This window comes from Streptomyces sp. NPDC051677 (assembly GCF_044453465.1).
Taxonomy (GTDB): Bacteria; Actinomycetota; Actinomycetes; order Streptomycetales; family Streptomycetaceae; genus Streptomyces.
Window position 1 is genome coordinate 1 of sequence record NZ_JBITCT010000113.1, and the last position, 11380, is coordinate 11380.

11 protein-coding genes and 2 pseudogenes are annotated in these 11380 nt (G+C 67.2%); 3 read left to right on the forward strand and 10 right to left on the reverse strand.

What is annotated here, in order from left to right; all coding sequences use genetic code 11:
* Positions 1-307: 307 nt before the first annotated feature.
* The 4 genes and pseudogenes from ACIBAF_RS48495 to ACIBAF_RS48510 form a co-directional block, all read right to left on the reverse strand.
* Positions 308-1963 (reverse strand): flavin-containing monooxygenase, encoded by a 1656-nt coding sequence (locus ACIBAF_RS48495; RefSeq protein ID WP_399473139.1) that lies wholly within the window; start codon positions 1961-1963, stop codon positions 308-310.
* A gap of 145 nt (positions 1964-2108) precedes the next feature.
* Entirely contained in the window at positions 2109-3020 is a 912-nt protein-coding gene (locus tag ACIBAF_RS48500; RefSeq protein ID WP_399473141.1) for a crotonase/enoyl-CoA hydratase family protein, read from the reverse strand.
* Positions 3021-3159: 139 nt separating this feature from the next.
* Positions 3160-3552: pseudogene (locus ACIBAF_RS48505) on the reverse strand (nitronate monooxygenase); the annotation flags it as partial.
* Positions 3434-4309, reverse strand: a complete 876-nt coding sequence (locus ACIBAF_RS48510; RefSeq protein WP_399473143.1) for an SMP-30/gluconolactonase/LRE family protein — start codon at positions 4307-4309, stop codon at positions 3434-3436. The pseudogene ACIBAF_RS48505 and the gene ACIBAF_RS48510, both read right to left, overlap by 119 nt.
* Positions 4310-4707: 398 nt before the next feature.
* Between ACIBAF_RS48510 and ACIBAF_RS48515 the strand changes: the two genes are divergently transcribed.
* The gene (locus ACIBAF_RS48515) at positions 4708-6678 is read left to right on the forward strand and encodes a sigma-54-dependent Fis family transcriptional regulator (protein ID WP_399473145.1); all 1971 of its coding nucleotides are present in this window, start codon (positions 4708-4710) and stop codon (positions 6676-6678) included.
* A gap of 174 nt (positions 6679-6852) precedes the next feature.
* Here ACIBAF_RS48515 and ACIBAF_RS48520 read toward each other — a convergent pair whose 3' ends face one another.
* Positions 6853-7461, reverse strand: coding sequence for a hypothetical protein (locus ACIBAF_RS48520; protein ID WP_399473155.1), 609 nt, complete (start codon positions 7459-7461; stop codon positions 6853-6855).
* A 220-nt stretch (positions 7462-7681) separates the two neighbouring features.
* Positions 7682-7945 (reverse strand): annotated as a pseudogene (locus tag ACIBAF_RS48525) (MSMEG_0565 family glycosyltransferase); the annotation flags it as partial.
* On the opposite strand from ACIBAF_RS48525, the gene ACIBAF_RS48530 reads away from it, so the two are divergent.
* Entirely contained in the window at positions 7887-8198 is a 312-nt protein-coding gene (locus ACIBAF_RS48530; RefSeq protein WP_399473159.1) for a hypothetical protein, read from the forward strand. The pseudogene ACIBAF_RS48525 and the gene ACIBAF_RS48530 sit on opposite strands and share 59 nt — an antisense overlap.
* On the opposite strand, the gene ACIBAF_RS48535 is transcribed toward ACIBAF_RS48530, so the two are convergent.
* The 4 genes from ACIBAF_RS48535 to ACIBAF_RS48550 are packed head-to-tail and all read right to left on the reverse strand — an operon-like array spanning position 8156 to position 10328.
* Complete coding sequence (locus tag ACIBAF_RS48535; protein WP_399473147.1) at positions 8156-8440, reverse strand: hypothetical protein; 285 nt, start codon at positions 8438-8440, stop codon at positions 8156-8158. The two genes, ACIBAF_RS48530 and ACIBAF_RS48535, sit on opposite strands and share 43 nt — an antisense overlap.
* Positions 8441-8450: 10 nt before the next feature.
* Positions 8451-8843, reverse strand: coding sequence for an MSMEG_0572/Sll0783 family nitrogen starvation response protein (locus ACIBAF_RS48540; RefSeq protein ID WP_399473149.1), 393 nt, complete (start codon positions 8841-8843; stop codon positions 8451-8453).
* A 10-nt stretch (positions 8844-8853) separates the two neighbouring features.
* The gene (locus ACIBAF_RS48545) at positions 8854-9255 is read right to left on the reverse strand and encodes a metal-sulfur cluster assembly factor (RefSeq protein ID WP_399473151.1); all 402 of its coding nucleotides are present in this window, start codon (positions 9253-9255) and stop codon (positions 8854-8856) included.
* Positions 9255-10328: an amidohydrolase family protein gene (locus ACIBAF_RS48550; protein ID WP_399473153.1), complete on the reverse strand. Its 1074-nt coding sequence runs from the start codon at positions 10326-10328 to the stop codon at positions 9255-9257. The genes ACIBAF_RS48545 and ACIBAF_RS48550 overlap by 1 nt, the downstream gene beginning before the upstream one ends.
* A 364-nt stretch (positions 10329-10692) precedes the next feature.
* Here ACIBAF_RS48550 and ACIBAF_RS48555 point away from each other — a divergent pair, with 364 nt between their 5' ends.
* A complete protein-coding gene (locus ACIBAF_RS48555) occupies positions 10693-11322 on the forward strand; it encodes a LamG-like jellyroll fold domain-containing protein (RefSeq protein ID WP_399473157.1) in 630 nt (209 codons plus the stop codon).
* Positions 11323-11380: the final 58 nt, after the last annotated feature.

An 11380-nucleotide genomic window follows, 5' to 3' on the forward strand; every position in this document is an offset into this window, starting at 1 on the left:
CGAAACCGTGCTCACCTACGAGGGCACCGAGGAAATGCACGCCCTCTCCCTCGGCCAGGCCCTGACCGGACTGCCCGCGTTCCGCTGACGAACCGTCGGTTCGCTCTGTCCCGCGACCGCGTTGCACGATGCTGTCGTCAGTGTCGGAGTGTTGCCTTGGAACGGCAGCGGCCGGCCGGTGTCATGGTCTCGGCTCTTCAGCGACTCCTCGCTGTCAGCCGCCGTGCACGCTCCAGCACGACCACCACACCGACCGGCCTGTCCCGGGGCCCCGGCTCAGCCGCGGCCCCGGGCGGGAACCGATTACCTAGTTGAACTCGAACCCGTCATATCCGGCTGCCTTGACTTCATCCCACTTGGAGAAGTACGCGGGCACGCCGCCGGAGTAGTTGAGCATCTGGGCCGGCTTACCCGGCACGTTCGCTCCCCAGTACCAGGAGCGTGCCTTCGTGAACAGCGATCCCTTGAACAGCTCGTTGACGTGGGCGGTCCATGCCTCCTCGGCTTCCCGGGTGGACTCGAACCGGCTGAGGCCCTTCTCGCGAACGTGGTCGAGGAGTTCCACGACGATCTCGCCCTGGTACTCGGCCGAAGTCGGCCCGTTGCAGAAGCCCGAAGGACTTTGGGGACCGTAGAGGAACAGCATGTTGGGAAATCCCTCGGTCGACAGTCCCATGAAGGTGTCCACCCGGCTGTCCCACTTCTCCTGCAGCCGTTGCCCGTCCTCGCCGACGATGTCGATGGCCATGATGCCGCCGCGGTTGTTGTCGAACCCGGTCGCCAGGACCAGGATGTCGCACTCGATCATGCCGCGGGGGGTCTCTACGCCCTCGGGCACCACGCGCAGGATCGGCTCGGTGTTGCTGTCGATCAGGCGGACGTGGTCCTCGTTGAAGACGTCGAAGTAGTTCTGCTCAAGGGCGGGCCGCTTGACGCCGAACGGATGCGGCGGGGTGGCCGGAGCCAGGAGCTCGGCGGTCTCGGGGTCCTTGACGCGCGCGTGCACCTTGGCCCGCCAGAAGTCGTAGAACGTGCGGCTGGCCGCCTCGTCCGCGAGAATGTCCTGGTAGTTCCCGAGCCACAGCGGGAACCCGCCCTCCTGCCACATCCGCTCGTAGGTCGCGAGACGCTCCTCGTCGGAGACCTCGGTCGCGTTCTGCGGGATGAAGTCGAAGTCGAAGCCTGCGAACGCCTCGTAGCGGGTGCGGAACCGTTCGGGAAGGTTCTGCCGGAGGGCCTCGTTGTCCTCGGAGGTCAGCTTGCGCTGGCCCATGGGCAGAGCGAGGTTCGGCGTGCGCTGGAACACTGTGAGTCGGTCGGCCACGGCCGCAGCCTCCTGGATCACCTGCACGCCGCTGGCGCCTGTGCCGATCACGACGACCTTCTTCCCGGTCATGTCCAGGCCGCCTTGAGGCCAGCGGGCGGTGTGGTGACACTCGCCTCGGAAGCTCTTGAGGCCCTCGATCGTGGGGTAGAGCGGCTTGGCGCCGAATCCGGTCGCCACGATGACATTGCGGGCCCTCTGCTGCTTCCCGTCCGACGATCGGACCGTCCACTGCAGTGTGTCCTCGTCCCACTCGGCCTTGTCGACGAAGGTGTTGAACTCGATGTCCTTCTTCAGACCGAGCTTGGCGTCGACGTACTCGAAGTACTCACGGACGCCCGCGTAGTCCGGGTAGAGCTCGGAGAAGCCGAACTCCTTCCAGAGGTCCTTGTACGAGAACTGGTAGATCTGCCCGGTGCTGTCAGTACGGGCACCCGGGTAGCAGTTCCACCACCAGATGCCGCCCAGGTCGCCGGCCGCGTCCCAGACCTTGGTCTTGAAGCCGAGATCACGCAGGCGGTCGAGCTGATACAGACCGGAGAAACCGCCGCCGACGACCAGAACGTCGAGAACCTCCGTCTCGGCCGACGGCGACTCGGCGTCGGGCATCGTTGACGGCTCAGATGTGGTTGCGCTCATGTGCACTCCTCTGTGGAGAGTGGGTTACCTCTGAGGTGGTCTGAGCACGGAACGTAGGTGCGCCAGAACAGGTGAAACTGTCCGAATTCGATTCACCGATTCGTTCCGACCCGCAGGTCATGGCGTGAAGACAGGTTGCTAGTTGCTAGTGCTCGTGCCTGTCGCTGCCGGCGTCCGCCACCCATTCGTCGAAGAAGGGCGGCAAGTCCCTGGATGCGGTGCCGTTGAACCGCGGACTGCGTTTGTCACGGAACGCGCCCACGCCTTCAGCGCCGTCAGCGATGCTGGTGTAAAACATCGACAGCGATTCGACCCGGTGAGCGTCGGCCGGATCCGGGCTCGCAGAATTCCGGTACATCATCTGACGCGTCAGCGCCGTGGCCACGGCGGAACGGCCTCGGGTCCAGTGATGCGCGAGAGCGTGTGCGGCGTCGGTCAACTCGCCCGGATCGTGCACTGACCGCGCCAGCCTCTTCTCCACGGCTGTCGCGGCATCGAGGATCTCGGCGGACAGCACGAGATCCAGAGCCGTAGCCATTCCGACGATGCGTGGCAGGAACCAAGTCGATGCCGCTTCGGGGGTGATACCCAAGCGGCCGAACACCAGGCCGAATCGGGCCGTGGTGGACATCAGCCTGGCATCCATGGCCAGGGTCATCGTGGCTCCGATTCCCACAGCGGGACCGTTGATGGCAGCGATCACCGGCTTGCGGCACGTGTGGATGGCCAGAGCAACGCGTCCGCCGGTGTCGCGGACCCGGGCGATCGCCGGATCATCGAGATCGTGCATGTCGGCAAGCCTGGGCTCCAGACTTTCGTCGAGTCCGAAGACGTTGCCTTCCACGCCAAGGTCCATTCCGGCGCAGAAGGCACGCCCCGCACCGGTGACGATTACTGCACGCACGTCGTCCTGGTCGTTCACCTCGACGAAGGTCGCCTCGAGTTCGTCCGCCATGACCACGGTGAATGCGTTGAGCTGTTCGGGGCGATCGAGGGTGACGGTAAGGATCCCGTCGTCGAGATCATGACGGAGCGTGGACAGTTCCTTCGAGGCCACTTGTCACACCCCCTCAGTGAGCAACCGGGGAAGGCGCAGGCCGATGAGCTGCTCGGCCTCGTCGAGGTCGCTGGGACCGTGCCACGATTCGGTCTTTGACATTGCGATGGACCGGGGGTTCCTCGCCGGCCACGAAGCGCGTCCCCATATTGATGGCCGACGCTCCCAGGGCGAGCGCCGCCACGAGGCCGGAACCCGTGGCGAAGCCACCGCTGGCGATCAACGGGATCTTCACGCGACGTGCGGCAGCAGGGGGCACCGGGGTCACTGTCGGCAGGACCGTGAGGTTGACGCCGAACGGTCGGTCGGTCATCTCACGGCAGTACCCGATCTCCTGAGCAAGTGCGTCCGGCGTCGGCTGGGTGAGCGCGGTAAGAACCCCGAGCGTCTCCGTGAATCGAGTCGAGAGCATGTCAGGGAGTTCCTGCGTGAGGCACGTCGACCTCAACGGCGAGCATCCTGGCCTCGCGCGCATTGGTACGCGCGGTCTCGTCGAAGTCCGGTGCAGCGCACAGGAACAGGGTCCTGCCATCCTCGCCGCCGAGAGCGACCGCGAACACACCGTCCGGCGACGTACTCACCTCATCGAGGATCTTGCCGCCCTCGGCGATGCGCGCTGCCCTCTGGTTCACGCAGTCGGCGATCCACACCGCCCCCTCGGTGTCCATCGTCAGGCCGTCCGGGACGATCGTCGCAGCCGCAAGGCGCCTCTCGACGCTGGGTTCGTCACCGAGATCGCCGAATGACGCCCAGTCCCGCCGGGGGCCGAGCGTGCCGTCCTCGCGGATGTCGAACGCGGAGACCCTGTTGCCGAAGAGCTCGTTGACCAGGAGGGTTCTGTCGTCCGGTGTGATCACCATACCGTTGGGGAACGCCAGGCCGTCCGCCACTACCTGTGAGGTGCCGTCGGGGTTGACCAGGACGATAGTCGCGTCTTGGTGGTCGGCGCCGCCCATGAGGTCGAAGCCGAAGTTCCCCACGTAGGCCTGCCCGTTCGTCGCGACCACCATGTCGTTGGCGTGGCCGCCGCAGTGCTGCCAGATGTCGGCGTGCTCGACGAGGGTGCCGTCGGATTCCTGTCGCAGGACCTTGCGGTCCTTCATCGACACCACGAGCATTCGCCCGTCGGGCAGCCAGCCCAGCCCGGACGGCTGCTGTGGCACGACCGCGATCTGCTCCACACTGCCGTCGGAGTTCAACGCATTGACCGTATGGGTGTAAAAGTCCACGAACCACAGCCGGCCTTCGTGCCAGCGCGGCCCTTCGAGGTAGGTGAAGCCCTCGGCCACCACTCTGTTCTCCCGTTGCACCATCTCTGCCCTCACCTCTCTGCGCAGCCGGTCGCCCTACGGATGCATGCCGGGCAGTCCCGGTATGGGGGTCCGGCAGGAACCACTGTTGGCCGTCCGAAGGGATGCTGGCTGTCCCAAATCGCTACGCCACCAGGAATGGGCAGCGGGCGCCACCGGCTGCTCAAGGTGCCGTCCACAACAGGCGCGGCCTGTGGCTGCATACGTCGGCTGTTCCAGACGCCTCGTCCGATCCAGTCCGTTCCGAACACGTCCGCGGGCGTCGGGAAGACGGGCCACGCGGTCCTACGTGCTCGCATAGCCGGGAGACCTGTGGGAGTCGCTCGCTGGGACGGAAGGCCGCCTGGTGATGGCGTGGAAGCTACCCAGTTCCCCGCTTGCCCGGGAGTGACCAAGTCCACGTGTCCTATATTGAGACAGTTCGGCGGCGACGGAGCCGTTACCTTGCGTTCACATCGATGATGCAGGGCAAACGCCGTGAACGATGGCGAGGTATCCCCGTGGCACACAGCGAAGCGACAGTCATCGCCCTCCGCCAGGAGCGCGAGCGGATGCTCGGCGATCCCTCGACGCTCCATGCCCAACCGGGCGAAGATCATCAGGACATCGCTCATGTCCGCGCGGACATCGTCTCCTCCTGGCGCAGGTCCCACCTGGTCGGCGTGGCCCCGAGCGGCGTCGAGGTGCCCTACAACCCCGAGTTCGACCGCCCCAGCCGACTGATCCGGGCCGCGGCACCGGTGCTCGACCGCCTCGCCGAGCAGCTGCTCGGCGGACCCGCGGCGATCATCCTCGCCGACTCCGAGGCGCAGATCCTCGGCCGGAGGGCCGGCGGCAGGGAGCTGTTCAACGCCCTGGACCGGGCACAGGTCGCGCCGGGTTTCCGCTATGCCGAGGAGTACACGGGGACCAACGGCATCGGAAGCGCCCTCGAGGAGCGCAGGCCGTTCATGGTCCAGGGCAGCGAACACTTCCGTGACAACCTGCAGGAGTTCACCTGCATCGGCTCGCCCCTCGTCCATCCTGTCAGCAGGACGGTGGAAGGCGTGCTCGACGTGACCTGCCGGTTCGACGACACCAACGTCTTGATGAAACCGCTCGTGCTCTCCGCTGTGCGAGAGATCGAGTCCCGGATGTACGCGGATGCCTCCCTGAGGGAGCGGTTGCTGCTGGAACACTTCCTCGGCATGTCCCGCAAGACGCACTCCGCCGTTGTGTCGCTCAACGAGAACTTCATCATCAGCAACACCGCGGCTTCCAAACTGCTCGATGCTTCGGACCAGGCATTGCTGTGGGACTGGGCCCGGCGCATGCTCACCGGGCGCGACGAGTGCACCGGCGAGATCCGGCTGGCCCGAGACATCGTCGTCCAGGCCAGGGCGACAAAGGTCGTCGAAGGCGGGCACCTGGCCGGTGTGCTGGTGGAGATGCGGGTCCGGCCGAGTTCGTCGGTCTGCGTCGGCGTCCCGACTCCGCGAGTCCGTCGCGGTCCGGGCACCCGCGCACCATCGACGGTCAGCACGACGTTGCCCGGGCGCAGCGTGGCGTGGGACCGGCTACGCCGAGAGCTCGATGCGGTGGTCGATTCGCGGCCGCCGGTGCTCATGTCCGGTGAACCCGGGACCGGCAAACTCTTCCTCGCTCAGTACGTGCACCAGCAGAAGGCGGGCGGCGAGACGTTGACCGTACTGGACGCCTTCACCGCACAGCAGGATCCGGATGCCTGGCTGGAACGCCTGGAGTCGGGCATGGCCATGACGGGTACGCTGGTGGTGCGTCACATCGACAGCTTGCCGACCGCTCTGGTGCCACGCATGGGCGGCCTGCTGGAGGACACCGCCGCCTTCCGCGCGTGTCTCGTCGCGACTACTCGCGGCCGGGGTGAGGCGAGTGCCTCCGCCCGCCTGCTGGACCACTTCCCCGTCTCGGTCACGGTGCCGCCTCTTCGGTACCGGACGGAGGACATCGCGGACATCGCCCCGGTGCTCATCCGCCGGCACACACCGGGGCCGTCGTGTCCACGCCTGCAACCCGGAGCCCTGCAGACGCTGATGGGTCTCGACTGGCCGGGCAACGTACGCGAGTTGGAGGCCGTGCTCACCACGGCGCTGATGCGGTCGTTGGGCTCGGACATCTCGCAGGTGCATCTCCCTCCCGAGTACCGGTTCTCTCCCACGCGCCACCGCATGGCGGCGCTGGAACGCGCCGAGCGCGACACGATTCTTCAGGCGCTCGCCGACACCGGCGGCAACAAGCTGGCCGCCGCGGAGCGGCTCGGCATCGCGCGCTCGACGCTTTACCGCAAGATGCGGGTCCTGGGCATCGACGACAACCGCTTCGGTGGCTGATGGTCGGCCGGACTCCGTAGGATCACATGTCCGCGTAGCGAACTTGAGGATCTTTGCGATGGTCATGTCCTGTCGCGGGCATGGGCCGCCAGCCGGGGAGAGCAGCGGAGCCGGCCCAGGCGCCGGTGGGCCGGAGGGCCTAGGCGTAAGGGCGGTGCCACCAGCATGTGAACCTCAACCCCATCCGCCGTGCCGTCCGGGGTGGCCGCGGCGACGCGGGTCAACGGCTGTCGTCTGCCGTGTGTTCGACGCGGACCGTGTGGCCCAGCGGGGACCGCAGGCCTTCCAGAGGCGGTGACGGTGGGCGGGTCTGCTGCCCGATGGTGTGCACCGAGGAGGAGGGTCAGGCGGCGCCGAGCGTGCGGTAGAAGTCCGCGTGGCGCTGGGCCGCTTCCGCCCAGGTATGGCGTGCGGCGAGTTCCTGTCCGGCGGCTGGTCGGGCCGGATCGTCGTCGGTGAGCGCGCCGGCCAGTTCACGAGCCAGGTCGTCGGATGTCGCGGCGAAGCGCGCGGACGACCCGAACACCTCACGCAGTACCGGAAGTTCGCGGACGACGAGCGGTACGCCCGCCGCCAGTGCCCCATGACGGCCAGTCCGAAGCCCTCCTTGAGCGAGGGGAAGGCGAAGGCGTCGGCGGCCGCGACCAGTGCGGGCAGTTCCTGGTCCGGCACCGTCCCCAGCAAGACTGGTGCCACGTCGAGTTCGGCGGCCCGCTCTTCCCAGCGGGTGCGGTAGTCGCGGTAGTCGAGGTAGTCGAAGAGGGTATCGCCGCCTGCGACCACCAGTCGTACGTCCGGGTGCCGGGTGCCGGGTGCGCAGCAGGGCGTACGCCTCCAGCAGTTCCAGCGAGCCCTTGCGAGCTTCGATCCCGCCGACCGAGAGGACGTAGCGACCCAGACGCGCCCGCCAGCCTGCTCGGGCCGCTCGGTCGGTGGCGGCGAAACGGGCGTAGTCCACCCCGTTGGGGATGACGGCGGCCTCGACGCCCCAGCGGTCGGTGAGTTCGGCGGCCACCGCGGCCGAGACGCACACGTGTGCGTATGGCTCGATGATGGCCCGCTCGTGGCAGGCGGCCAGTTCGGGGGTGGTGAAGTGGTCGATGTGGTGAACGGTGCGGATGCAACGGCCGACCGCGTTGGCGCTGATGCAGTCCTGGGCGTGGACGACGTCATAGGGCGCCGGGTCGAAGGCGGTGCGGAGGGTTGCGATGGAGCGCAAGACGCGCGCGCCGACCGTTTCACCGGGCGTGCCGTCGGGGAACGGCACAACCCTCAGCCGTACCGTCGGGGAGACGGGCCGGAAGAAGGCCGTGTCGCCGCCCCGGCCGAGCGCCAGAGCGCAGGGACTCCTCGATGGTGCAGAAGCGGCAGCGGTCGGCCTCGGCGTAGTGGACGCAGGTCTGCACGACGGTGGTGGCCAGCACGTCGGTGCCGTGCAGGCGGGCGATGTGCTCGTACGGGACGCCGTCGGCGGTGCTCAGGTCGTAGAACTGGGGGACGGCGTACGGCGGTCAGGGTGAGACCGGTGTCCTCGTCGCCGAGCCACGCTCTGCCGTCGCGTACGTGGTAGGGGGTTGCGGGGGAGCGCGGCACCGGCACCGTCGACGAGGACGTGTCCGTCGTCGCTGGGCCCGGCCCCGTCGGGCCTGCGCACGGGGGCGTCGGGCCTGCGCACGGGGGCGTCCGACGCCACTCCGCGCAGGGCGAGTTCGGCGCGGGGCGTGATCCGCACGTCCACCGTCGTTTCGGTGCCGGTGCTCATGGTGGCCTCCCTACAGCTGGTAGGAGTTGATGACGGCGCCCTTGCGCGCGTAGTGGATCAGCGCGTCCTGGACGTCGAGGGGGTGGGTGGGGATGACGCCCTCGATGAGGTCCTCCTCGCGGGCGCCGTGCAGGGAGAGGCCGAAGCGGCAGCAGTAGACCTTGCCGCCCTCGGCGATGAACGTCTTGAGCTGGTTGTTGATGTTGTGCTCGCCGGGGAAGGCCGAGTTGCCGACCGTCGGGAAGCCGCGGGTGGCCAGGCAGTTGAGGGAGCCGGGGCCGTAGAAGTAGATGGCGGTCTCGAAGCCCCTGCGCAGGGCGCGGGTGGCCTGGAGTACGGCGACGAAGGACACCTCGCTCGCACAGCCGTTACGTCGGATGGGCCGGAGGGACGGGACGGTCAATTGGCCTCCCTCAGTGGTCGCCAGCTCGTCCCGTCGTCACCGGCGTCAAGGGCAGGAACCTCGCGCGTTGCACGGCCCGGTGCTCTGCGAGCCGCTGCCGGTAGTGCGGGGCGAGCATGTCCGGGGTCCACTCCATGTCGTGGTCCAGAGAGACGTCGACACCAGTGACCCCCGGTAGGGCGGCGAGCCGCTCGCGTGCCTCGTTGGCGAACGAGCCCAGCAGCATGCAGGTCGGGTCGGTGAGCCCGAACTTCACACTGACCCGCTGACCGCCCGCGCTGTCGTCGCGGACCTGGATGTCACTGATCAGCCCCATGTCGTCCATGCCGGCCGGGACACCCGCGGTGATGCTGCACGGATCGGTGATCCCGTTGAGCACATCCCGGACCCGGGCCTGGGTGACGTCACTCATCACGCCGCCTCGTGCGACTCGGGCTGGACCCTGCCGCCCCACGGCGCCGCCAATTCGGTGGTGTCGAACTCGTCGCCGGCGATGGTGGCTCGCAGCTTGTCCTCGTCGATGCCGTGCAGCCGCAGGAAGTTGCTGCCGAGGATGTTCTTCTTTGCTTCCTTGGTCAGCGGCTCCACGCCGCGTTCCTCGACCAGGTCCTGGGGTGTCTCGAGGTTCCAGAACGCCTCGATCAGCGGGCGCGGATGGACCGCGATGACTCCGGTGCCCCAGATGATGCGCTGGGCTCCGCCGAATACGCCGAGGAAGGCTCCGATCGCTTCAGCGAACCGGCGCGGCGCGACGCGCGCCAGGGCGGTGGTGACCTCCAGGTTGACCACGACGTTCGGGGCGCACTCCATCAGCATCGCCGTTTCCTCGACGAACGCCATCCCGCCGTGCACCACCTCGAAGGTCAGGTCGGGAAACGCCGCCGCGGCCCCCTCGATGTCGTCGATGCGCTGTGAGTGGGCCAGCCCGGGCCCCACCGGGAGTGCCTTGTGGATCGCCACGACCTTCAGCCCGCGCTCACGAGCCCGCTCGAAGACCGGGAAGCACACCTCCGGATTACTCATGTCCAGGGAGGTGAGTCGGCCCTCGACCATGTCGTTCGGGTACAGCTTGATCGCGTTCACCCGGTGCTCGTCGACCAGTTCGTCGACCCGGTCCACGGCGCCCGGCCGCAGCGGGGACACCGCTCCGTAGACGAGTACCCGGTTCGGCCAGAGCTCCCGCATGGCAAGACCGGCGGCCAGGGCGGAGTGACCGTCGTGGAAGTGCCCGTAGATCGGTGTCTCGTGGTAGACGATGACGTCGGACTGACTCTCCGCCAGGATCGCACGCCCGATGCCTTCGGCGCCCGCGCCGTGGTCCATGTAGAGCGACTTCTCGATGGCGTAGCCCGGCCCGCCGAACCTCTGGTGTATTTGGTACAGGTGCTCGCCCATCGCTCGGCCCAACACAGGGTCGACACAGTTCTCCGGCAGGAAGTTGTAGTCGTGTGCCACGCCCTCGACGACCAGGGTGTCTTCGATCACCGTTCACTCCTTCTGCTGTGGCCTTGAGATGGAAATTCAGTCTGTTCACCGTCTACGCCAGGAGCGCCGCGACGGTCTTCAGCGCTTCTACGGCAAGGCGCTCGTCGACGCTGCCCACCTCGCTCCTGCCGATGACCTCGCTGTCGTCCGCGCGTCTGAACGAGAGAGTTGCTTAACTGGATTTAGCTTGTCAAGCCTGTTAAGCGGCACTGAACGTCCGGTCGTGATTTGAGCCGCTCCGGGTACCCCGGCCCCATGATCGAGGTACCGTCCGCTCGCAACGGTTCGCCGCACCCGGCACAGACGACTTCGGCATGCTTGTCAAGGCCGCAGGCATCGTGATGGAGGGTGACCGGCGCAGCGGCTGGGGCCACGGCTACCTGTACTCCAGCGGCAACGAGTTCAAGACCTCGATCTCGACTCCGACAACACCGCCGAGCGGAATACCAAGCAGTCGACGTGGTACCAACTGGCCCGCGGCATGTGGAAGCACGTCACTTACACGCAGACGGGCAGCACCGGCATCCTGTACGAGAACGGTGTGGAGAAGGCCCGCAACACCAACGTGACCACCACCCCGGCCGACATCGGCAACGGGGTCACGGCCGCGGACTACATCGGCCGCTCTCTGAACACCTCGGAGAAGTACTTCAAGGGCCGCATGCGGGACTTCCGCGTCCACAACCGGGCGCTGGCCGCCTCCGAGGTGCAGACCATCGCCACCGGAACCGAGGAGCAGTGGGCGCAGCTGCAGGCCATGGCGTCCTACAACGGGGCGCTCTCGGCGTACAACGACCCCACCTTCGGACCGACCATCCTCTTCCCCTCCGACTACACCGGCGACATCTACAACCTGCAGACGCCGCCCGACTTCAAGGACGATCTCGGCAACACGCCCACCTCCTGGCCGGCGTTCGTGCCCGCCATGAGCCAACTGTTCACGATCCAGCAGATCGCTGAGGGGCCACGAAGTTTCCGGACAGGCACCCAATAGGGTTGGCCTGAACAAGGAAACGAGGAAGAAGTGGCGCCACCCAGTAAGTACTCGCCGG

Excerpts from the sequence above, each read along its gene's own strand:
- ACIBAF_RS48495 (WP_399473139.1), bottom strand. The coding sequence starts at position 1,963 with ATGAGCGCAACCACATCTGAGCCGTCAACGATGCCCGACGCCGAGTCG.
- ACIBAF_RS48530 (WP_399473159.1), top strand. The coding sequence starts at position 7,887 with ATGGAGCGCAAGACGCGCGCGCCGACCGTTTCACCGGGCGTGCCGTCG.
- ACIBAF_RS48535 (WP_399473147.1), bottom strand. The coding sequence starts at position 8,440 with ATGAGCACCGGCACCGAAACGACGGTGGACGTGCGGATCACGCCCCGC.
- ACIBAF_RS48545 (WP_399473151.1), bottom strand. The coding sequence starts at position 9,255 with ATGAGTGACGTCACCCAGGCCCGGGTCCGGGATGTGCTCAACGGGATC.